Origin of the sequence: Holdemania filiformis (assembly GCF_003459085.1) — a bacterium.
GTDB lineage: Bacteria > Bacillota_I > Bacilli_A > Erysipelotrichales > Erysipelotrichaceae > Holdemania > Holdemania filiformis.
Window position 1 is genome coordinate 29,750 of sequence record NZ_QRUP01000009.1, and the last position, 21,020, is coordinate 50,769.

The 21,020-nt window shown below is 50.5% G+C and carries 20 protein-coding genes and 2 tRNA genes; 10 read left to right on the forward strand and 12 right to left on the reverse strand.

All coding sequences use genetic code 11. The annotated features are described in order from the left end of the window. Positions 1 to 32 precede the first annotated feature (32 nt). The 8 genes from DWY25_RS08540 (at position 33) to DWY25_RS08575 (ending at position 7,766) form a co-directional block, all read left to right on the forward strand. Positions 33 to 1,346: a YhfT family protein gene (locus tag DWY25_RS08540; protein ID WP_117894882.1), complete on the forward strand. Its 1,314-nt coding sequence runs from the start codon at positions 33 to 35 to the stop codon at positions 1,344 to 1,346. A 24-nt stretch (positions 1,347 to 1,370) separates the two neighbouring features. Next, positions 1,371 to 1,751, forward strand: a complete 381-nt coding sequence (locus DWY25_RS08545) for a DUF2620 family protein (RefSeq protein ID WP_006058655.1) — start codon at positions 1,371 to 1,373, stop codon at positions 1,749 to 1,751. A gap of 61 nt (positions 1,752 to 1,812) precedes the next feature. Beyond that, complete coding sequence (locus tag DWY25_RS08550; RefSeq protein WP_117894883.1) at positions 1,813 to 2,724, forward strand: phosphotriesterase family protein; 912 nt, start codon at positions 1,813 to 1,815, stop codon at positions 2,722 to 2,724. Between the two features lie 3 nt (positions 2,725 to 2,727). Beyond that, positions 2,728 to 3,897 carry an alanine racemase gene (locus DWY25_RS08555; RefSeq protein ID WP_117894884.1) on the forward strand — a complete coding sequence of 390 codons (1,170 nt, stop codon included), beginning with the start codon at positions 2,728 to 2,730 and terminating at the stop codon, positions 3,895 to 3,897. A 6-nt stretch (positions 3,898 to 3,903) separates the two neighbouring features. Then, the gene (locus DWY25_RS08560) at positions 3,904 to 4,872 is read left to right on the forward strand and encodes an amidase (protein ID WP_117894885.1); all 969 of its coding nucleotides are present in this window, start codon (positions 3,904 to 3,906) and stop codon (positions 4,870 to 4,872) included. A gap of 9 nt (positions 4,873 to 4,881) precedes the next feature. Further along, positions 4,882 to 5,982, forward strand: a complete 1,101-nt coding sequence (locus DWY25_RS08565) for an aminotransferase class V-fold PLP-dependent enzyme (RefSeq protein WP_117894886.1) — start codon at positions 4,882 to 4,884, stop codon at positions 5,980 to 5,982. Between the two features lie 17 nt (positions 5,983 to 5,999). Beyond that, the gene (locus DWY25_RS08570; RefSeq protein WP_117894887.1) at positions 6,000 to 7,223 is read left to right on the forward strand and encodes a phosphopentomutase; all 1,224 of its coding nucleotides are present in this window, start codon (positions 6,000 to 6,002) and stop codon (positions 7,221 to 7,223) included. A gap of 216 nt (positions 7,224 to 7,439) precedes the next feature. After that, positions 7,440 to 7,766, forward strand: coding sequence for a helix-turn-helix domain-containing protein (locus tag DWY25_RS08575; RefSeq protein WP_117894888.1), 327 nt, complete (start codon positions 7,440 to 7,442; stop codon positions 7,764 to 7,766). Between the two features lies 1 nt (position 7,767). On the opposite strand, the gene DWY25_RS08580 is transcribed toward DWY25_RS08575, so the two are convergent. The 6 genes from DWY25_RS08580 to DWY25_RS08610 all read right to left on the reverse strand — a co-directional run bounded on the left by DWY25_RS08580 (position 7,768) and on the right by DWY25_RS08610 (position 11,264). Further along, a complete protein-coding gene (locus DWY25_RS08580; RefSeq protein ID WP_117894889.1) occupies positions 7,768 to 8,262 on the reverse strand; it encodes a CarD family transcriptional regulator in 495 nt (164 codons plus the stop codon). Between the two features lie 363 nt (positions 8,263 to 8,625). After that, a complete protein-coding gene (locus DWY25_RS08590) occupies positions 8,626 to 9,366 on the reverse strand; it encodes a hypothetical protein (RefSeq protein WP_117894891.1) in 741 nt (246 codons plus the stop codon). A 214-nt stretch (positions 9,367 to 9,580) separates the two neighbouring features. Continuing rightward, a tRNA-Leu gene (locus DWY25_RS08595) sits at positions 9,581 to 9,667 on the reverse strand. A 53-nt stretch (positions 9,668 to 9,720) separates the two neighbouring features. Beyond that, the gene (locus tag DWY25_RS08600) at positions 9,721 to 10,251 is read right to left on the reverse strand and encodes a phosphatase PAP2 family protein (protein WP_244925953.1); all 531 of its coding nucleotides are present in this window, start codon (positions 10,249 to 10,251) and stop codon (positions 9,721 to 9,723) included. A 135-nt stretch (positions 10,252 to 10,386) separates the two neighbouring features. Then, positions 10,387 to 10,476: transfer RNA gene (locus DWY25_RS08605), tRNA-Ser, on the reverse strand. 101 nt (positions 10,477 to 10,577) lie between these two features. Then, on the reverse strand, positions 10,578 to 11,264 hold the full coding sequence (locus tag DWY25_RS08610) for a TM2 domain-containing protein (protein WP_220412928.1): 687 nt from the start codon (positions 11,262 to 11,264) through the stop codon (positions 10,578 to 10,580). 360 nt (positions 11,265 to 11,624) lie between these two features. On the opposite strand from DWY25_RS08610, the gene DWY25_RS08615 reads away from it, so the two are divergent. Both DWY25_RS08615 and DWY25_RS08620 read left to right on the forward strand, forming a co-directional pair. After that, a complete protein-coding gene (locus DWY25_RS08615; RefSeq protein WP_181981759.1) occupies positions 11,625 to 12,287 on the forward strand; it encodes an aspartate/glutamate racemase family protein in 663 nt (220 codons plus the stop codon). After that, on the forward strand, positions 12,284 to 13,642 hold the full coding sequence (locus DWY25_RS08620; protein ID WP_117894894.1) for a four-carbon acid sugar kinase family protein: 1,359 nt from the start codon (positions 12,284 to 12,286) through the stop codon (positions 13,640 to 13,642). Before DWY25_RS08615 ends, DWY25_RS08620 begins: the two co-directional genes overlap by 4 nt. A gap of 99 nt (positions 13,643 to 13,741) precedes the next feature. Here the strand turns inward: DWY25_RS08620 and dcd are convergent, their stop codons facing one another. The 6 genes from dcd to DWY25_RS08650 all read right to left on the reverse strand — a co-directional run bounded on the left by dcd (position 13,742) and on the right by DWY25_RS08650 (position 19,813). Further along, entirely contained in the window at positions 13,742 to 14,329 is a 588-nt protein-coding gene (gene dcd / locus DWY25_RS08625) for a dCTP deaminase (RefSeq protein WP_338067138.1), read from the reverse strand. A 124-nt stretch (positions 14,330 to 14,453) separates the two neighbouring features. Then, positions 14,454 to 15,803: a hemolysin family protein gene (locus tag DWY25_RS08630; protein ID WP_220412929.1), complete on the reverse strand. Its 1,350-nt coding sequence runs from the start codon at positions 15,801 to 15,803 to the stop codon at positions 14,454 to 14,456. 139 nt (positions 15,804 to 15,942) lie between these two features. Then, complete coding sequence (locus DWY25_RS08635) at positions 15,943 to 16,122, reverse strand: hypothetical protein (protein ID WP_039864190.1); 180 nt, start codon at positions 16,120 to 16,122, stop codon at positions 15,943 to 15,945. A gap of 170 nt (positions 16,123 to 16,292) precedes the next feature. Next, a complete protein-coding gene (locus DWY25_RS08640) occupies positions 16,293 to 16,907 on the reverse strand; it encodes a hypothetical protein (protein WP_117894896.1) in 615 nt (204 codons plus the stop codon). Beyond that, positions 16,908 to 18,383, reverse strand: a complete 1,476-nt coding sequence (locus DWY25_RS08645) for a UxaA family hydrolase (RefSeq protein ID WP_117894897.1) — start codon at positions 18,381 to 18,383, stop codon at positions 16,908 to 16,910. Next, complete coding sequence (locus tag DWY25_RS08650; RefSeq protein ID WP_181981761.1) at positions 18,380 to 19,813, reverse strand: tagaturonate reductase; 1,434 nt, start codon at positions 19,811 to 19,813, stop codon at positions 18,380 to 18,382. Before DWY25_RS08650 ends, DWY25_RS08645 begins: the two co-directional genes overlap by 4 nt. Between the last annotated feature and the right edge of the window lie 1,207 nt (positions 19,814 to 21,020).

Here is a 21,020-nt window from a genome sequence, read left to right on the forward strand (position 1 = left end):
GAGGGGAATCATGTTAGTAAGAGGAGGTAAACATGGAAGGAATCATTACTAATTTTGAATTTTCACTGCCGTTTCGTGCGATCGTTCTGATTGCGATCTGTGCCTGGGCCAGCTTGCTTTCGCACAAATGTATTTCCAACTTCAACGATGGGGCACGTCCGGTTTTTCCAGAATTAATGGAAGGCCGGATGACGCGGGCTGAGTTCGCGGTCGTCGTAACCGGCATGGGCTTCGGCTGGGTTCTGGCCGGCTTCAGCCAGTGGCTGGGCACGGGGCTGATCGCCTGCCATCTGACCTTAATCGCCACCGACTGCCTGGGCGCCTGGTCGCCGAATAAGTGGGTCGCGTTAATCATCGGCGGTGCGTATGGCGCGCTGTGCGCTTTCGGCACCAGTTTCATCAATTCTGCATTCACAGCTCTGCCGTATAACTTCTTAAACGACCTGACGCAGATCAGCACCCCGGCGCTGCCGGTGTTCTGTATGTTCCCAGCGGTTGCGATCGCAAGCCAGTTCGGGGCTAAAAAGGGAATTACAACCGGCGTGATCGAAGCGGTCGTCTATATTTTCTGTACGGTTGTCGGCGCTGTAAAAATCGGCTCGATCTCCGTCAGCCTGTATCCGTACACCTTCGCGATGCTGGCCGGTATGATCTGTCTGCTTGTTTATTCCATCAACGGAAGCAAGAATTCAGAAAGCGTGGAAAACGATTCGGAAACCGAAAACCTGTTTACGAAGAACGCCAATCGGATCAAGAGCAACTGGGTTTATCTGTGCATCCAGGGCGCACTGAACGCATTAGGCATTCATGTTCTGGCTCAGGCTTACCAGCCGTACGTTTTGTCCTCGGCCGTTTTAGCGGGAAATATGGGGACGTTTGAACTGGCCATGATCGGTGTCATTATCGCGTTTATCCCTTTGATCGTATCGACGGCTCTGGCTACCGGTGTTTATCAGGCAGTCGGGTTGACCTCCGTCATGCTGGTCGGCTGTCTGGCGCCAACCTGGTGGCTGGCTCCGATCTTCGGCTTCGCTGCGGAATTTGTTGAAATTCAGCTGTTGGGCTTGCTGGGCAAAGGCTTGTCGAAATTCCCGGAACTCTCCAAATGCGGCGACTATATCCGCGACGCGATGGTTTCCTGTATCGGTCTGGCGCTGGTTGCCGGTTCCTTCCTGGCGGCGAACGCGACATGGGGCGCGGTCGGCATCATGATCGTCGGCGGATTCTTCGTTCTCAACGACGTCACCGGACAGCGGATTCCGAAGTCGGCGGTCGGCCCGTTAGCGGCGGTTGCGGTCGGCATTCTGTTCAACATCATGATCTTTCTTGGCCTAGTCGTATTGTAATGGAATAGAAGAGGAGAATTGCTTATGTTAAAAATTGAATGCTGCGGCTTGACCGCTTTACAAACAAAACAGATTATTGAGAAGAAATTCCCGGGCCTTGTTGAAACTTCCCTGGATCCGGATATGATCGCGGCGCGCAAAGTTAAAAGCGGCGATGTGGATTTTTACTTAGGAAGCTGTATGACCGGGGGCGGCGGATCGATTGCGACGGCGATCATGGTATTGGGTTACGGAAACTGTCTGACGGTTTCCAAACAAGGCAATTGTCCGAATGAAAAACAAATTCGTCATCTCATTTATTCAGGAAATCATAAGGCGTTTGGCTATGTTAAAACTCATACTGAACAAGTAGTTCCAGCATTGGTACAGGCTCTGATTGATAAATCTGAAGGAAAACCTGAATAGGAGGCATTGATTTAGGGGCATCTTCGGATGCCTCTTTCTTTTTATACAAGGAGGGTATTCAATGATCCGTACAGTATTAAATGATATTGAAAAAGAAAAGCTGGGCGTCACTTTGTGTCATGAACACTTCATCGTGGATTTAGACCGGGTTCGGCATGACGGCATCAGCATGATTGAAACGCCGGAGGAAGTTGAACCGGAAATCAGAAAGATGATGGCCTTGGGCGTTCAGGCGGCTGTGGAGGTCAGCACGATTGATTTAGGCCGCGACGTCCGCAAATTAAAACAGATCAGTCTGGACACCGGATTGACGATCGTGGCGTCCACGGGGTTTTATTTAACCCAGTATCATCCGGAATGGCTGGCGTCGGCCAGCGCCGCGGCGATCGCGGAAGTGTATGTCAGGGAACTGACGGAAGGGATCGACGATACCGGAATCAAAGCCGGCATCATCGCTGAGATCGCTTCGTCCCCGGAACGCTTTGAGGGGGAAGAAAAGAAGATTCTCAAGGCTGCGGGCATCGCGTCCCGGCAGACCGGTGCGGCCGTATCGACTCACACCGGCCGGGCGACCGCCGTGGAAACGATTGAAACACTGCTGGCGGAAGGCATGGATCCGGATAAGATCATCGTCGGACATCAGGATTTGATTGACGACACGAAGTATCATGTCCAGTTGTTGAAGTACGGCGTGAACATCGCGTTTGATACCTGCGGCAAAAAAGCCTATATGCCGGATGAAACGCGGGCCCGCAATGCGCTGGCGATCATGGAAGCCGGCTATGGCGACCATCTGCTTTTCAGCAACGATATCTCCCGCCGGACTTATTTTACAAGCCAGGGCGGCGATGGTTATTTAAGCGTCATGAAATGGGTGATTCCGCTTCTGAAACAGATCGGCGCTTCAGACCGGCAGATTCAGCGCTGTCTGGTGGACAATCCGGCGCGCATTTTAGATAACGAGTGGAGGTAGAGTATGTTTTTGAATCAATGCCTGCAGAATAATTCAAAACTGATCGAATTCGCCTTCCACGCGCATCAGCAGGGTCTGATTCTTCCCGATACCTATCTGTTGGATCTCGATACGATTACTGAAAATGGAAAGCGAATGTTAAATGTCGCCCGGCAGAACGAAGTAAAATTGTTCTTCATGCTGAAACAGCTGGGCCGCAATCCGGTTGTTGCCCGGCGCTTGATGGAGCTGGGGTTCGCCGGGTGCGTCGCGGTCGATTACAAGGAAGCACTGGTGATGATTGAAAATGGAATCCGCTTGGGCAATGTCGGCCATCTGGTTCAGACGCCGAAGGCCGCACTGAAGAAAATCATTGCGGCGCATCCGGAGGTGATGACGGTTTACAGTCTGGAAAAGATGGAGGAGATCAACCGGGCTGCGGCCGAGCTGAACTGCGTCCAGCCGCTCATGATCCGGATTACGGACGATGACGCCAGTCTGTATTCCGGCCAGGTTGCCGGTTTCTCCAGCCGGCAGCTGCCGGAAATCCTGGAGAAAGTCAGAACGCTCAAGCATGTGCGGATCGGCGGGGTGACCGTGTTCCCGGCGCTGCTTTACAGTGAAAAAACCCAAACCATTGAACCCACAAGCAATGTCAACGGTCTGCTTCGGGCCATTGCGTATCTCAAGGATAAAGTACCCGGTGAGCTGCTGATCAACATTCCCAGCGCGACCTGCTGCGCCTCGATTCCCACGATCCGTCAGCTCGGCGGCAACAACGGCGAACCCGGCCACGGGCTGACCGGAACGACGCCGCTGCACAAAGCCAGCCGCGAGCCGGAGAACATCGGTTATCTTTATGTTTCGGAAATTTCGCACAATTATAAGGACAAGGCGTACTGCTTTGGCGGCGGTCATTACCGGCGCGGGCATATGGCGCATGTCCTGGTCGGCCGCGATCTCGCGCACGCGCAGCAATTCAACATTCAGGCGCCGGACGATGATTCCATCGACTATCATTTTGAAATCGATCACAACTGCACGGTTTCCGATACCGCGCTGATGTGTTTCCGGGCTCAGATTTTCACGACCCGCAGCCATGTCGCGATCGTTGAGGGGCTCGGTCAGGGGCATCCGCGCATCAGCGGGATTTTTGACAGTCAGGGCCGGGAAATTCCGGTGAATTGGGAGTAGATCAAAATGAAAGAGAACTATTTGCTGCAGCATAAAACGGCGTTATTGAATCCTTACGGATCAATCGTCCAGGTGCTGGATGGAGATCCGGATAAGCTTCTGGTCGGAATTAAGAATGTCCGTTCCATCCCGAATACATTGATGCACAAATTGGAACCTGCGGGCTTCACGCTGCATACGATCGACAAGAAGTCGCAGCTGGCGGGCCGCGCCGTCGATACTCAGCTGATCAATCCGATCAGCGGCCGGTACATGTCCGGTTCTTCGTCCGGTACGGCGATCAATGTGTTCGCGGGGATCAATGATTTGGGCATCGGCAACGACGGCGGGGGCAGCGTCCTGGCGCCCGCGATCAGTCTGAATATCATAAGTTTTATCTCTAAGCGGATTGAAGCGGATCGTCCGCAGCATCTCAAGCCGAACACCGACAACATCACGGTTGGCAATTCGATCGGGTTTATGGCCCGGGACAAAAAGATATTATACCGGGCGATCAAGGCGGCGATCGGCATCACGCCCGCGGCGTCGGCAGGCCTCGTTTTCGCGGATCGGGAATATCCCGGAATTGACGCACAGGTCATTGCGATCAAGGATCCGGCCGCACCACGCGCTGAACTGACGGATTTTTTGCAGGAAGTTCTGAGCCGCTGCGACGTCTTTATGATCACCGAGGGACCAATCGATCTGGAAGGCTTCGGCGATTCGCTGTTCGGCCATTTCGACGAACGTACCCGCAGTCTTCAGCGGGCGGCGGGCAAGGGGTATGTCCGGGTATGCAATCTGGCCGGCGCTACGGCCTTGTCGCTGCCTCAGTCAGCGCTGGGCACCGCGACACTCTTGATGTGTGAAAGCAAACCGGATAAAATCGCGCGGCTGCTCTGTCTGGGCGAGCGGATTGAGGAAGCGCACGACGAACTGATCGAACGGTATTTTCTGGATCTGAACAACTATTTTATAGACGGCTATGAAATTTAGGAGGGTAGTATGAACGTATATCCATTAGAAAATATGACCTTAGAACAGGCGATGCAGAAGCAGTTTAAGTTGGTTGACTGCATCACGCACCATTTCCGCGGTGCGGAAAGTCTGACGCGCGGCGATCTGGGCGTGCATCAGCCAGGCAACCAGCCGGAAACGACGCGAAAAGCGGAACAGACAATTGCGGAATTCTTCGGCGCGGAGGACTGCATCTTAGTCCGCGGCAGCGGTACCGGCGCGATCCGCTACGGCTTAAGCGCAATGATCGAATGCGGTCAGAAGATTCTGATTCACAAGGCTCCGGCGTATTCAACGACGCAGACCAGTTTTGAAATGTTCGGTCTGATTCCTGTTCAGGCTGATTTCAACGACAACGCGGCGATTGTGCAAACGCTGCGGGAAAATCCGGATATCCGCGGGGCGCTGGTTCAGCACAGCCGGCAGAAGATTGATGATGGTTATTCTCTGGCGGACGTGATTAAGACAATCAAGCATACGGCGGACATTCCAGTTTTAATTGATGATAACTACGGCGTTATGAAGGTTGATAAAATTGGCTGCGAATGCGGCGCGGACGTTTCCTGCTTCTCGACGTTTAAGCTTCAGGGGCCGGAAGGGATCGGCTGCGTCGTCGGCAGGAAAGCGATTGTAGACCGGATCCGCAAGATGCACTATTCCGGCGGCTGTCAGACGCAGGGCTGGGAAGCGTTGGAAGTGCTGCGCGGCCTGACTTACGCGCCGGTGATGCTGGCGCTGACGGACGCAGCGGTCAAGGACGCTCTCCGGCGGATTCAGGCAGGCGAGGTCAAGGGCATTAAGAACGCCTACATTGCCAACGCTCAGTCGAAGGTGCTGCTCGTCGAATTGGATACCCCGATCGCGAAAAAAGTGCTGGCGGCGGCGGAAAAACGCGGCGCTTTGCCGAATCCCGTCGGTGCGGAATCCAAGTACGAACTGGCGCCGATGTTTTACCGCGTCTCCGGGACATTCCTGAAATCCGATCCGCGGTATGGCGACACGATGATCCGCATTAATCCGAATCGTTCCGGCGCGGATACCGTGTTAAGAATCCTGGCAGAAAGCATTCAGGAAGCCAATGAAGCCTGAACGCGGGGGTGAAGCGGATGAGTAAACGATTTATTATCGTGGTGCTGGACGGCTTCGGCATCGGGGCAATGGCCGACGCTGCCACTGTCAGGCCGGGCGATGAAAAAGCGAACACGCTGCGCAGTATCCTGCGTGATCATCCGGATCTGAAGCTTCCAACGCTGGAAAAACTGGGACTGATGAATGCGTATGGAAGTGAAAGCGCACAGATGAAATTTAATCCTCAGGCCAATTTTGGTAAAAGTGAACTGATGCATTTCGGCGCGGATACGTTTATGGGCCATCAGGAGATAATGGGGACTCTGCCGAAGCGGCCGGAAGTCCATCCGTTCCAACAGAAGGTCGACATTGTTGCCCGGCATTTGAAAGCGAATGGCCATCATGTCGAGATCATTGAACGCCAGGGGCTGCGGTATGTGGTTTGCGATGATTTCGTCACCGTTGCGGACAATCTGGAAGCGGATCTGGGCATGTGTTACAATGTGACCGCTCCGCTGGATCTGATTTCTTTTGAAAAAGAAGTAGAAATCGCGGAACAGGTGCGCGAGGTGGTAACGGTTGGCCGGGTGATTGTGTTTGGTGGAACCGGGAATACCATGCAGGATTTATATGCAGCCGAGGAAATTAAAAACGGCCAGTTCATCGGCATCGCTTCGGCAAAATCCAAATCTTATGAACAGGGTTATCAATGCCGCCATTTAGGCTATGGCGTGAATCAACATGTCCAGGTTCCGACGATCCTGACTAAGGCCGGGATTCCCTGCGTGCTGATCGGCAAGGTTGCGGATATCGTCGCCAACGATCTGGGCACCAGTATTTCCTGTGTCCCGACGCCGGAATGTATGCGGCTGACGCTGGACGCTGTAAAAAATACCGACACTGGTTTTATCTGCACGAACGTTCAGGAAACCGATCTGGCGGGACATTCGCAGGACAGTGCGGAATACAGGCGGATTCTGGAACAGGCAGATGCAGGACTGGCGGAAATTCTGCCGTGGCTGACGGAAGACGATATCTTGATCGTTCAGGCCGATCATGGGAATGATCCCAATATCGGCAACAGCCGGCATACCCGCGAATGCGTTCCGCTGCTGATTTACCGCAAAGGACTGGAAGGCGTTAAAATTGGCACACGCCGCACAATGTCCGACAACGGCGCGACATGCTGCGATTTCTTTGGCGTCACAGCACCGGAAAACGGTGTTTCGTATCTGGATTTGTTTAAACGGTCTACATCATAAAAAGAAGAGGAGCGTATCGCGGAAGCTGTACGCTTTTTTTGACTGATCAAGAGAAGTTTACAGAAAAATTTTCAAAAACGGAAATTCTTTTTTAATCCTGAAAGGGAATGATTAACCATATTCGGGTATAAACTGGACATTTACTTGTTATGATAAGGACCGAGGCTTTTTATAATTGAGGAAGACCGCGATTAAAAAGGGAAAGGGGACCGGATCATGGAATATTCTGAGATGCTTATCAACCGTATTAAAGATCTATGTCGTCAGCGAGGTGGAATTACGATCCACCGGCTGGCAAAGATGTCCTCTTTACGTCAGTCCACGCTGGACAATATCATTCGCGGCAATACGAAGGATCCGCGCGTCAGCACGCTGCATCATATTGCCTTGGGTTTCAACATGACATTGACTGAATTTCTGGACTTTCCGGAGCTCAATGATTATGTGTTTGACGACGAGGAAGAAGAATCAGCGCACACGGGGGTCAAAGTTCATAAAAAAACGGAAAATTCAGCGTCGGATACTGTTTTCCGTGATTGTTAGCTTATTTGTCTTTGAGCCGGCTGAGGAGGTAATCGGCAACCTCTTCTTTTTTTATTTTGTACGACAGGGAAATTTCCTCATGAAGCAGATCTTCTGCCCGTTCCAACATTTCCGCATCCGTGCGTGACAACGATTTTCGGTCTTTCAGCTTATCCTGCTTCTGGGAATAAATGGAGACGATCAGCTGTGCCAATTTCCGCCCGTTGCCTTCTTCTAAAATAGCGCGGTAGGTTTCCTCCCGTTTGCGCTTATCGTCAATCCAGTCGGATTCCAACAACGGCATTTCATCGATCATCCGATCGATTTCTTCGCGGTTCATGACTCGCCGCAGCTGCGGATTGGAGGCCGGTGTTACTATTTGCGTGTGAATGCCATAAACGGAACTGAGCACATAGCACGTTTCAGGATGACGCGGTTTCAGCTCTTTTTTAATAATCTGTTCAACCTGAAATATTCCCCGCGAACCATATCGTACATAATCCTTTTCTTTAAACATGAAGCTCGTTCCCCCTTTCAAAAGGTGAATCTCTATCTCTATTTTACCATTTTTAAGGGCTTTTCGTAAGCAAATTCGTTTCTGACCGATGTACACGGAGTAACCGTTGTTAAAATAAGCCGGGAAAATAGCGGCGCAGGCACCACATCGCTAGCCCTGTAAACATGAACGGCAGACTGACGAGAATAAGCATAACCAGGGTATTAAGCAAGAAAAGATCGACAATTACTTTTTCGAGCGTCATGGCGCAAAGAATTAGGGTCAGACGGAAAAACAGACAATAAGCAAAGATCGCGCAGATCCAGAATCTGATTTTTTTCATCATTGAAAGATATCAATTCCTTTCTTATTCCACGGGCGGTGTTAATCGCTGAAGAGAAGATTCAAAGATTCCCAGCTGTCAGTTGTCAATTGATAAGCTTCAAGATTCGAAAACGAAGTTTCCGGAGTCACTGGTAGATTCTCGCTGTTACGGATCTCACGCAAACCACCCTGATGGCCGAGGATTGCGTAAGAACTGGATTGAGTTTGATAGACCTCGTCATCAGACAGATAGATTGAATAGGTTTTTCCAACTTCGATGTCGATATCTCCATCCACCTTTTGTTTGATATAAGCCGGCTTTTCAGCGGCAGAAGCAAAGGCTTCTCGTTGAGCGGTCTCTAAACTCCGGAGATAGTCATCAACCGGGACAATCCCTCCGCTGCGGGTGAAATGAATAGTTTGCCCCGAAGATAGATCACCTTTCACGCTTTCGAGAATCGTCAGCGTTCCATAGGTATAAGGCGCTATTGTAGTTTGTTTACTTTCATTGTAGGTACTCCCGCCTTCGATCGAACAGACTGTCGCTATAACGACATCGGTACTGGCTGACAGCAGCGTTTCATGTTCAAAAGCACCGGGAGAGAATTCTAAAAGCTGATTCTGCACCCGAATCGAATCAGGATCCAGCTGTGCATAGGCATCGGTATAAGAACAAGCGAGAACACTGGCAGAAGGAGCGGGAGCGGCAGACAATCCCAGAGAGGCGGTATCCGGTTTGTCATTAGGGCCGCAGGCTGCAGTAAACAAAACACAGAATACAATAGAATAAAATTGCTTCATGGGACACCTCCGCAGAATTCCTTATTGTAAACTAAGTATATCAGAAACGAGGTCCGAAGAGATCCGGCGTCATGAAATGTTAAGAAAAATAAAATAGAAGGTTTAACAAGAAGAAATAACTTAAGAATAGACGGCGATGACTAAATGGACAAAGCTGGCATCAATACAAGCTCAGATACAAAAAAATCAGACTTGCGTCTGATTGTCTTTTTAATGGTCCCCGGGGCCGGACTCGAACCGGCATGGTATCACTACCGAACGATTTTGAGTCGTTTGCGTCTACCAATTTCGCCACCTGGGGAATTCATGTGCTTATTTATTATATCTGATCCCCAGAGTGAAATCAAGGGGAAATTAGCACTTTTCCCCGGTTGCCGATGCAAGTTTGCCGCCGCGCTGTTTCATCAGACGAACAAGCAAAGCGCCGATGCAGATCCCGACAAGACAGCCTGCCAGAACGTCGGATGGATAATGAACATGCAGATAAATCCGCGAGAAGGCGATCAAAACCGCACTGCCTAATCCCATCCATCTATAGGACCCGCCATAAGCGAATAAAATCATCATCGCCGCAAACGAGGTGGCGGTATGGCCGGAAGGAAACGAGCTGGACGTCGGCATCGTGATTAACGCCGGGAGTTCGGCATGCGTCATAAACGGCCGTGGGCGGTCGACCAGCTGTTTGATCACTAAATCATTCAGCGACCAGGTCAGGATAACGGCCAGAAGCAGAAACGCTGCCGTTCGGCGATCCTTTTTGATAAAGTAAAAATAAAATGCGAAACAGATCCACAGCGCGCCTAAATTTCCCCAGCCGGTAATAAAGCGCATAACCGCCGTCATCACCGGGGATTGAAAGACCTGCGTGATCCACTGCATTATCATAAAATCCAATGCCAATTCCTCCTTTTAGAAACTATCTTTAGCATAGCACAAAAGCGGTGTGTCAATTCTTAAGGATTGATAAAAAATACCTGAGAAAATAAAGAAAAAAGGCTTGGTTAAGCCTTTATTTACACATGGCGGAGAACATGAGATTCGAACTCACGGAAGCGTTGCCACTTCGCCACCTTTCCAAGATGGTGCCTTAAACCACTCGGCCAATTCTCCAAGTGCTTTTATATTATAGCGGATCCATCTCCGGATGTCAAAGGTTTTAGCGAAATTCTAGAGAAAAAGACGACTTCCTTGTCGTCCTTCCTGTGTGAATTTTAGATTTTGTTCAACGTTTCTTTTGTTTTTTCAATCATCGGCGCAATCAGTTCAGCGTATTTCGGAAAATGATATTTGCAGTCGATCAGTTCTTCGGTCAATGCCATTAATTCCTGTTTCAGTTTGAGCGTATCCATCGTAATCTGAGATTTTTCCAGTGCCATCGAAATCCGCGTGCTGACGGCTTCGGCGAATTTGCGATCCATCGCTTTCCGCAGATCACTTTGGTGGAATGGAGGTTCCACGTCGATGTCCTGAGCTAAATCCCACATCTGTTCAACGTCTTTGTTCAGAATGTCAAAGCGGCGCAGATAGTCCTCTAAATGCGGCTGCCCTTTTTCAACTTCATCGATGACGCGGGTGAAATGCTTGGAGATCTGCAGGTAGTCCTGTTCCATCTGTTCCTCGCAATGCCGGCATAAAGAGGAATCACGGTTAGGCTCGATGCGGCGTCCGCATTGGCGACAGCGGTGTCCTCCGGTCTGCGGTTCGCTGCTGGTCTTGAACATCGCGACAAAGGCCCGGATCGTATCGATCAGCCAGCCGATCCCCATGACGCCGAACGTAAAGAAATACAAGACGCCCAATCCGTAGTGTCTGCGGATGAAATGATGGACGCCGAAACCTCCGAAAAAGAAGGTGATAAAAAACATTAGTATCGGATCATATTCTTCATGATCATTCATAAAGTAAACCTCCTGTGCAGCATATTTGCGTTTGTAAATACAGTATATCAGATTTATTTAAAAACTATCGGAAAAACTTATGAAGAATTTCGTAAGAAAATTACGATTCGGCAGGAACTCAAAGATATTCCATAAGAGTAAGAAAAAAGCAGACCCAGGATGTCAAAGAACGAAATGATGATCAATGAATTGAAAAGCTGATAATCTAAAAAAAGAAGACGATCAGAACGAGCTTTGACGATAAACAAAAACAAAGTCCAAAACAAGTGAAAAATGCAAGGATTATTCTGACCGCTTGTTTTACTCCGGATATCCGGCTTTCTTGTACAATGAAAGCAAAGCATAAAGGAGGAGAACATTATGCAGAAAGTCGCGGTTATTCATACCAGTCCGGTTTCCTTGAACGAATTGAAAGCGCTGTTTGCCGAGCTTTTGCCGGAGGTGGAAATGATCAACATCATCGACGATAGTTTATTGGAGGAAGTTAAGCGCAACAATGGAATCACGCCGGGGATCATTGGAAGAATGTGCCTGTATGGGCAGGCGGCGCAGTCGATGGGGGTGGATCTGATCTTAAATCAATGTTCGTCTGTCGGCGAAAGCGCGGATCTTGTGAAACAGACGGTAACCTGTCCGCTGCTGAAGATTGATGAACCGATGGCGGAGGAAGCGGTACGGCTGGGAAGCCGGATCGGTGTGATCGCCACAGTCGGTTCCACGATGAAGCCGAGCTGCAATCTGATCCGCACAAAGGCGGAACAGGCGGGGAAAGTGGTTGAAATAAAGGAATATCTCGTTGCCGGGGCACTGGATATTCTGATGAAGGAAAAGAATCAGGAAAAACATAATGAGCTCGTGCTGAAAGAAATTAAGAAGGCTGAGCAGGAATGCGATGTGATTGTGCTGGCCCAGGGCAGTATGACGGTGATGCTTCCTTATTTGGAGGGGATTTCCAAGCCAGTTTTGACCAGTCCGCGCAGAGCGGTGGAACGCGTTAAGCAGATGCTTGCGCAGCAGGCATGAGTTTTTCCGCTGGCAGAGAACCGAAGATCGTTGTGCTTGACGACGATCCGACCGGGATTCAAATGGTTCATGATGTTGCGGTCTATACCTCGTGGGAAGAAGCCGACTGCGAAAATCTTTTACGGGAAGAGGAAACGATGGTTTTCATCCTGACCAACACCCGGGCATTGAAGCCGGAAGCGGCGCGCCGTCTGCTGCGGGAATGCACGCAGAATCTGATGGCGGCGTCAAAACAGACGGGGGTTCCGTTCTGGCTTGTGCTGCGCTCGGATTCGACGCTGCGGGGGCATTATCCGCTGGAATCGGAAACAGTTCGCGAAGTGCTGCAGGAGCAGGAAATTGAGGTTGCCGGGGAGATCCTGTGCCCCTATTTGCAGGGAATGCGGATTACGCGGAATGATCTCCATTATTTGAAGCAGGAAGATCGTTGGCTGCCGGTTGGCGAAAGTGAATTTGCCCGGGATAAAACATTCGGATTTCACGCCAGCGATCTGAAGGCGTATGTCGAGGAAAAGACCCAAGGCCGCTATCCGGCTGCGTCCTGTCTGTCTATTTCCCTGGAAATTTTGCGGTCGCAGGATGAAGCTGCGATCACCAGAATTCTGCGGCAGGCCCATGACTTTCAGAAAATCATAATCAATGCGGAAACAGATGATGATCTGCGGGGACTGATGCCGCCGTTAAAGACCGTACTGAAAGAAAAGACATTCCTGTTTAGAACCGCGGCCTCTTTCTGCAAGATCTTTGCGGATCAGTCAGAAAAACCGCTGCTGGATCCGCAGGTTTGCGTACAGCGGAAGAATCAGAACGGCGGGCTGATCGTCGCCGGTTCGCATGTTCAGAAAACGACGCGTCAGCTGGAAGTGCTTCGCCGGAATTCCTGCCTGGAAACGATTATCTTTGACCAGCACCAGATCCTGCAAGGAACGCTGGCTGAGGAAAGTGAGCGCTGTGCCAGGCTTGTCAATCAAAAGCTGGCAGCCGGGATCACAGTTGTGCTGCAGACCCGGCGGGAACGTGTGGATTTGGCGCAGGGAAGCGCGGAAGATCAACTGCGGCTGACGCAGGCGATTAACGATCAGTTTATCCGGATCGTTGAACAGCTGACGGTCTCGCCGCGGTTTATGATAACCAAGGGCGGGATCACGTCCAGCGATTGTCTGACGCGGGGGCTTCGGGTTCGGCGGGAATGGGTGCTAGGCCAGATTGAGCCCGGCATCGGAGTAGTTCGCTGTGATTCCGCCAGCCGCTTTCCAGATCTGCCCGTCGTCATCTTTCCCGGCAATGTCGGGGATGAGAATACGCTTGCGAAAATTGTTTCAGAGCTGGAAGGGTGTCCCGTCATGGGGCTTTGATCCATTGTTTCTTCACCGCTGTTTGAATGAAATAAAAAACGAGAATTAATGACGGAAGGATTCTTGATCCGCGTCCTGCTTCTCGTTTTTTTATGTGACTTAGCGTTGATTTTCGTTATCCAGAAACACCCGGGAGCCCGTTGCACCTTTCTGTCCCTGATATTTTCCATTATACGGATGCAGCGTCGGTGCATCCTTCTTCGCAAAGACAAGCTGGCCGATGCGTCTGCCCGCTTTTAATTCAATCGCACAGCGGTTGGCGTTATACAGTTCTAACGTGATTTCACCCTTGAACCCCGGATCCACCCAGCCGGCATTTTGAATGAACAGGCCCATTCTGCCTAATGAACTGCGGCCTTCGACAAAGGCGGTGAGATCGTCCGGCAGATCAAAATATTCCATCGTCGTTGCCAGGACGAATTGATTAGGCAGCAGAATATAGCTCTCGGAGGTGATCGTTTTATAACGAATTTCGTTTTCCATGTTGATCATCCCGGAAGGGGAATCCTCCACAACGCTGAAGGTGTTTCCCAGGCGGATATCGACGCTGGCCGGCTGAATCTGGTCTTCAATCAGCGGCGTGATCGTCAACGTCCCGGCGCTCAGCATTGCTTGCAATGTTTTATCGGATAGAATTATGTGTAACCCTCTTTCTTTACGGTGTCGGATCTGAATCCTGATTTTCAGACTGCCTTTATCATAGCACAGGGAATAGTCCAGTTCCTCAATTTTTTTGAAGGAGTTTGTTTTAGGCTTTCAATAAAAAAGGATTGAGAATAATAAAAAAGCCCGCTGTTTTCCAGCGAACTTCTTATTGCGGATGGGATTCAGTTTCTTCCGGCTCCGGGGAATTCTGGATCGTCAGATGAATCTTGCCGATCCGCTTGCCTTCCATTGACTGTACCGTGAAGTGCAGCATGCCGATTTGAACTTCCGGATGCTCGTCCGGCTGCGGGATCTGTCCCAGCTGCTCGATCAGATAACCTGAAACAGTATCGTAATACTCCGTTTCCAGATTTAAGCCCAGTTCTTCATTCAGTTCATCCAGATTCATCAATCCGTCGATCTGATATTCGTTGGACGTTAACTGAATCAGCTCTGGTTCTTCCTGTTCGTATTCGTCGTGCAGATCGCCGACGATTTCCTCGACGAGATCTTCCGTGGTCGTAATCCCGCTGAAACCGCCGAATTCATCGATCAGGATCGCCATCCGGTTCTGCGTTTTCTGCATTTCCCGGAACAGCTCGGCCGTCGGCTTGCTGTCAGGAACAAAATAAGGTTTCTGCAGCAGCGATTCCAGCTTTAACTGATCAGTTTCTCCCTCGGAGATCGCGATCATCAAATCTTTTATATTTAAAATGCCGATGATGTTGTCGCTGGTATCCCGATAAACCGGAAACCGGCTCAGGCGGGTGCCCAGCAGTTCTTTTAACTGCGGACGAATCGGCTCGTCCATATCGAGCATCACGACTTCCTGCCGCGGAACCATGACGTCGCGCGCAGTTTTATCATCAAAGGTGAAGACCGAGTCGATCATTTCCGTCTGTGTATCGTTAAACACGCCGCTGGCGCGGCCGCTGTGCACGAGCGAACGGATTTCCTCCTCACTGACTTCTTCCTCGAGGTTCTCCGTCTTCATCCCCAACAACCGCAAGAAGCCGTTGGTTGACAAGGAAAGCAGCTTGATAAACGGCGAGAGTACGCGCGAAATGACCAGGATCGGCTGGACGCACATCAAACTGAACTGCTCTGCTTTCTGCAGCGCGATCCGTTTGGGCACAAGCTCGCCGAAGACTAACGTGCAGTAGGACAGAATAATCGTAACCAGCACGACCGCGATCGTGGAGCTGTACGGGATGCCGTACTGTGCCATCCATCCGCCCAGCACCTGCGAAATACCGGTGGCGGCCGAGGCGCTGGAGAAGAAACCCGCAAAGGTGATCGCAACCTGGATCGTCGACAGGAATTTAGTCGAGTCGTCGAACAGTCCTTCGATCAGCCGGGCTTTTTTGTTACCTTTCTCAGCCAGCATTTTAATTTTGTTTTTGTTCACGGAAACGATAGCCATTTCTGCTCCTGCGAAGAAAGCGTTGACTAACGTAAGAAGTACCAGCAGCAACAGCTGCATGGCGATGGCGTTACCGCCGGGATCTGATGCCATAATCATCCTCCTAAACTGATAGCCAGTATATCAGAATTAACGCTAAACCGCAAATACAGCGGGGCATGTTTGTCTAAATTGAACAGAAAAAACCGGACGCCAGCTTCGTTTAGTCCGACGTCCGGAAAATTCAGAAATGTTACGCTAAATTGAACACAGCCAACGTAAAAGCAATCCCCAACAAGACATAGCCGCCGTAAAGCATCAGCTTTTCTTTTTGATTATAGGGAATCCCCTGGCCGGCGGCGCAGCGCTGGTTGTAAAAAATTTTGGATGCGATCACCAGCGCCAGTCCGACGCCTAATAAAATAAATGCCATCGTTAAATTTCTCCTTTTAAACTCGGGGTGATTGTCAGCGAAGCCGCCGGCGCAATGAAGCCCGCGACAGAAGCTGACAAGGGAATACAGGAAGGCCGAGCGGGCTTAACTCCCCGAACAACACGGGTCTGGGATTCGTCTGAAATAGAAACCCGTAAGCGTCTGATTTTTTATTTCTTCGATACTTTCTCAAAAGCGGTTAAAATCTGTTGCTCACTCAGACATTCCGGCTGGTTCTGAATCCAGGGGACGACCTCCTTGTAGTGCAGCAGCGCAAACTCGCTTTTGGCCTGTGTCAGATCCGAGGTGTCAGGAAGCGCGCACAGACCGGTGCAGTTCAGACCGCCTAACGCCTGCCGCTGATACTGGCAATGCTGCCGCAGACCCGCCGCCGGATTGGGGATCCGGAAGCTCTTCGCCGCTTCCGCCTGCGGCCGGCGGAGGATCCAGTGCTTGTCGTTCGGTTTGCCGCTGAGCTGTCCCTCACTGCGCAAATCGCGGATAACGAAGCCGCCGCGCGTACACAACAGGGTGACGTATGTTTGGGCGACGTGTCCGTCCTGATCCACAACGGAATTGTACAACAGCCGGTGAAAGCCCAGCTCCTGTTTCAGCCAGCTGCTGACGGAGAGATTCTGGCGGAATTGATAGCGCCAGAAGTATTCGAGATAATTGGCGAACAGCGCCGGATACAGCGTGCCGGTATAATGTCTGTGTAGGCGGAACGCCTGGAACACGGCCATTGCCAACAGAACGGTAACCAGGCCGTAAAGAATGACGTCCATTTAACAGATAACCCCCTGTTTGAAGATTGCGATGCTGCGCAGGTCGCTGATTTCGTTGCGTGTTTTCTTTCCTTCCAGCACAGCGATCAGATCTTCGACCAGCCGGCTGGCCGCTTCGTCGAGCGGTACGCCTTCCGTCAGAAGACCGGCGTTGAAATCGATCCAATGTGGTTTTTTCATCGCCAGCTCTGAATTGGTGGCTACTTTGTAGGTAGGAATAAATCCGCCGAACGGCGTACCCCGGCCGGTCGTGAACAGTACGATCTGGCAGCCGCAGGCCCCCAGTGCGGTAGTGGACACGAGATCGTTGCCCGGGCCGTAAACGAGGCTGACGCCTTTTTTCTGAATCGGCTCGCCATAGTCGAGCACATCGTTGATCAGCGCGGTTCCCGCTTTCTGGATGCAGCCCAGACTCTTTTCTTCCAGCGTTGTGATGCCGCCGGCCTTGTTGCCCGGAGATGGATTTTCATAAACAACCTGATGATTGGATAGGAAATAGTCCTTGAAGCGGTTGATCATCGCGACGAGCTTATCAAACGTTTCCCGGTCAGCGGCCCGATTCATCAACAGCTGCTCCGCCCCGAACATTTCCGGGACTTCGCTGAGCACGATATTCGCGCCGTAGCTGGACAGAAGATCGGAGAACCGCCCCAGCAGCGGATTGGCAGTGATTCCGGAATAGCCGTCGGAACCGCCGCATTTCAAACCGAAGGAGAATTCGCTGAGATCGCAGGCTTCGCGTTGATCATGGCGCATGACCTGATAAATCTGCTCGAGCAGCTCCACGGCGCTGTGAACCTCATTCTCAACGTCCTGGCAGTTCAGACAGCGGATGCGCTCCGGATCGATCTGTTCCAGCGTGTCGTAGAAGGGTTTCAGCTGATTGTTTTCACAGCCTAAACCAAGCACGAGCACGCCCCCGGCATTGGGATGGGTGACGATGTCCTGTAAAATTTTGACGGTGTTGCGATGATCCTGTCCCATCTGTGAACAGCCGAACGGATGATTAAACGTGAAGATCCCGTCGATATCATCCAACGGATGACGCTGGCGGAAGGCGTTGACAATGTTGCGGGCGGTATCGCCGATGCAGCCGACCGTCACGATCACCCACAGCTCGTTGCGGATTCCGACTTTGCCGTTGGCGCGGCGGTAGGCCATGACGGAACGCCCCTGGGGACGTTTGACAATCGGGTCACAGACCGGATCATATTGGTAATCAAGCGTTCCGGACAGCCGGGTTTTCAGGTTGTGGCTATGGACCCAGCGTCCGGCTTCAATGTCACCGGCGGCCTGACCGATCGGCTGGCCGTATTTGATGACCGGCTGACCGTCTGGAATCATTGCACAGGCGAATTTATGACCGGATGGGATGTCGTCCAGCAGGGTGATTCCGTTGATGATTTCTCCGGCGGATAACGGTTCCAGCGCGACGATCACATTGTCGTTCGGCTGGATGTGCAGCGTTTTTTTCATGCGTTTTCCTCCTTTTTTAACGCATCGCGAAGACCGAGCGTTGCGATTGAATGGATAATTTGAACCAGGCGTTCCGCGAGGTTGTCCATTGATGCCAGCTGACCTTCCCAAAGAGGCAGCTGGATCAGCGCGTCAACCGTCGCCTGCGGCTGATTTTCATCCCAATCCTGCCAACAGGCCAAAACTTCCGGACTTTCGCTGATCAACGGCGTGCCGTCTGATTTCCGCTGGCCCAGAAGGACGATCAGCGCGGCAAGCGAGAAACAGGCGCGGGGAGCCAGCGCTTTATGAGTATCGTAATAATGCCGCATTGCCGGCAGATCGCGGGTATTGAACTTGGCGATCGAGTTCAGCGAAATGCTCATGAGCTCGTGGCGGATATCCGGGTTTTCAAAGCGTTCAAAGACATCGTGAGTAAAGGTCACTAACTCGCTTTCACTGAAATTGAGCGAAGGCCAGACTTCTTCCTTTAAAAAGGCTTCGAGAAAGCGGCGAATCTGCGGATCCTCGACGGTCTCCTTTACAGTTTCCAATCCCCCAAGCAAGCCTAAGGGAACCATCGCGGTATGCGTGCCGTTGAGGATCGCGACTTTGCGGTCGCGGTAAGGCGTCAGATCGTCGGTAAAGATAATGTTTTGATTTAACTGATCCAGCGGCAGCACGGAGCGCAGCGCGGGATCGCCCTGAATCACCCAGCTGTGATAGATTTCGCCTTTCACCAGATAGGCATCGTGACAGCCAAGCTGGTCTTCCAGTGCGGCTGCCTGAGCTTTCGGATAGCCCGGCACGATGCGGTCGACCAGCGTATTGTAGAACCGGTTGGCGTTCTCGATCCAGTTCAGGAAAGCCTGCGGTTCGCCTTGTTCGCGGGCTTTGCGGCAGACGATTTCTTTCAGGGTGTCGCCGTTGCGTTCAATCAGCTCGCAGCAGACGAGATCCATACCGCTTTCCAGCGTGCCGTTGAACGTCTGGAAGCGATGTTTTAATACGGCCAGAACCTTGCCGGGGAAGCTTTGCGGACAGACGTCGAGGGTCACGAGTTCGTCCGTGTAGGCGATTCCCGCTTCGGTGGTATTCGAGATAATCACACGGCATTGCGGATCCGCCGCGCGCTGTAAAAGCGCTGGGTAATCGGTGTAGGGATCGATGCCCTGTTCGATCACGTCGATGATTCGCATTTCCCGCGTGGCCCGTCCTTCTTTTTTTCCTTCTAAAAGCAGCGTGTATAACCCGTCCTGTTCCATTAAACTTTTGACTCGCCCATGCGGTCTTGGCTGAACGACGCAGACGCTGCCGTTGAAATCAGTTTTCTCGTTTAACTGGGAAATGAAATCATCGACAAAGGCCCGCAGGAAGTTTCCTTCGCCGAACTGAAGAATGCGCACCGGCCGCTGCGGCCGGGGATGATTTTGACGATTTAAGGATTTCATCATTGATTACTCCATTCTTTTTCTACATTTTACCATGTTTAGCGATCGTCCACGGCAGGCAAGCAGGCAGTTTATTCCGGTAATTTTTTAAGTTTTCATTTTAACGAAGCTTCTTTTGCTTTCTTTCTGTTTTTATATTGAAGGAGCATTATGAATGAACATCAACATATGCGAGAGCGAAAGCGCTCGTTGTTTTCGTTTTCTTGCCTGCCTTACAAACAAAGGCGGCCGCACTTGCGGGCGGCCGGCAAAGTCCTCATCTTGACCGTTGTCAAGGGCAATTGGTAACGTAGTTCATAGGAGAAACATTAAATTGAAAATCTAACAGGCAGGTGCTAAAATATGTAGACTAAAGAACTAAATAAATTGTAATTTATTGGAGAGCACGATTATGTCAAATATAAAATTAAGAAATACATTCAAGTCCTATACTGCGATATTTATAATCGGTATATTAGTAGGGTGTATCTGTAGGTTGTTGGATTATTTTCCAGCAGATACGCTATGGAGTTTTTCATCAATTCAAACGTTGTTAGGATTTTGGATGATTACGAATACTATCATTGTTCTGTTAAGCACCTCAAATATTTGTGCAGGAATTAGTTCGTTCTTATATATGTTTGGAATGACATTTAGCTTTTATGCCTTACAAGCAATATTAGGAATGTTTATACCCTTGTTTTCTGGTGAATTTCGCTTTTCGCTATTTGTACTGTTCACCGTTCTTTCAATCCCTTGCGCGATAGCGGCGTTTATTCTATATTATTGGAATAAAGAACATGTTTTCAATTCGGTACTATATTCCTTGCCGGTAGGGGCTTTAGTTGCAGAAGCAATAACAGTTTCCATTTATTTTCTGGAACATCATACATTTTTGTTTCAGTTGTTGATGGACATTATTGGGGCAATCGTTTTTCTTTTTATGTTTTACAGGAGAGTAAGGAGCAAAGGACTTTATCTAATTTCCGTCATAATCAGCTCATTGGTATTTTTTTCTATTTTTCCGTGGTAACTTAGATTTATCAATTCCAGTTGGCAGGTGGAAAAATCTCAGTTTGTGAGTATGTCAAGGGAATCCCTGTGGTCGATGGGAAAAATAAGAACGCTTATTTTCAGGCGTCGATGAACCTGTCAATGAATCGTTCAACGTCGTTCAGAGAAAAAAAGATATCCCGTATTTCTGAGATATCTTTTTAACATAGGAAAG

Bases quoted from the DNA above. Each gene is read 5' to 3' on its own strand.
- DWY25_RS08550 (WP_117894883.1), top strand. From the start codon at position 1,813: ATGATCCGTACAGTATTAAATGATATTGAAAAAGAAAAGCTGGGCGTC.
- DWY25_RS08630 (WP_220412929.1), bottom strand. From the start codon at position 15,803: ATGGCATCAGATCCCGGCGGTAACGCCATCGCCATGCAGCTGTTGCTG.
- DWY25_RS08560 (WP_117894885.1), top strand. From the start codon at position 3,904: ATGAAAGAGAACTATTTGCTGCAGCATAAAACGGCGTTATTGAATCCT.
- DWY25_RS08565 (WP_117894886.1), top strand. From the start codon at position 4,882: ATGAACGTATATCCATTAGAAAATATGACCTTAGAACAGGCGATGCAG.
- DWY25_RS08635 (WP_039864190.1), bottom strand. From the start codon at position 16,122: ATGGCATTTATTTTATTAGGCGTCGGACTGGCGCTGGTGATCGCATCC.
- DWY25_RS08600 (WP_244925953.1), bottom strand. From the start codon at position 10,251: ATGATAATGCAGTGGATCACGCAGGTCTTTCAATCCCCGGTGATGACG.
- DWY25_RS08640 (WP_117894896.1), bottom strand. From the start codon at position 16,907: ATGGACGTCATTCTTTACGGCCTGGTTACCGTTCTGTTGGCAATGGCC.
- DWY25_RS08575 (WP_117894888.1), top strand. From the start codon at position 7,440: ATGGAATATTCTGAGATGCTTATCAACCGTATTAAAGATCTATGTCGT.
- DWY25_RS08650 (WP_181981761.1), bottom strand. From the start codon at position 19,813: ATGAAATCCTTAAATCGTCAAAATCATCCCCGGCCGCAGCGGCCGGTG.
- DWY25_RS08580 (WP_117894889.1), bottom strand. From the start codon at position 8,262: ATGTTTAAAGAAAAGGATTATGTACGATATGGTTCGCGGGGAATATTT.
- DWY25_RS08615 (WP_181981759.1), top strand. From the start codon at position 11,625: ATGCAGAAAGTCGCGGTTATTCATACCAGTCCGGTTTCCTTGAACGAA.
- DWY25_RS08610 (WP_220412928.1), bottom strand. From the start codon at position 11,264: ATGAATGATCATGAAGAATATGATCCGATACTAATGTTTTTTATCACC.
- DWY25_RS08620 (WP_117894894.1), top strand. From the start codon at position 12,284: ATGAGTTTTTCCGCTGGCAGAGAACCGAAGATCGTTGTGCTTGACGAC.
- DWY25_RS08570 (WP_117894887.1), top strand. From the start codon at position 6,000: ATGAGTAAACGATTTATTATCGTGGTGCTGGACGGCTTCGGCATCGGG.
- DWY25_RS08645 (WP_117894897.1), bottom strand. From the start codon at position 18,383: ATGAAAAAAACGCTGCACATCCAGCCGAACGACAATGTGATCGTCGCG.
- DWY25_RS08590 (WP_117894891.1), bottom strand. From the start codon at position 9,366: ATGAAGCAATTTTATTCTATTGTATTCTGTGTTTTGTTTACTGCAGCC.
- DWY25_RS08555 (WP_117894884.1), top strand. From the start codon at position 2,728: ATGTTTTTGAATCAATGCCTGCAGAATAATTCAAAACTGATCGAATTC.
- DWY25_RS08545 (WP_006058655.1), top strand. From the start codon at position 1,371: ATGTTAAAAATTGAATGCTGCGGCTTGACCGCTTTACAAACAAAACAG.
- DWY25_RS08540 (WP_117894882.1), top strand. From the start codon at position 33: ATGGAAGGAATCATTACTAATTTTGAATTTTCACTGCCGTTTCGTGCG.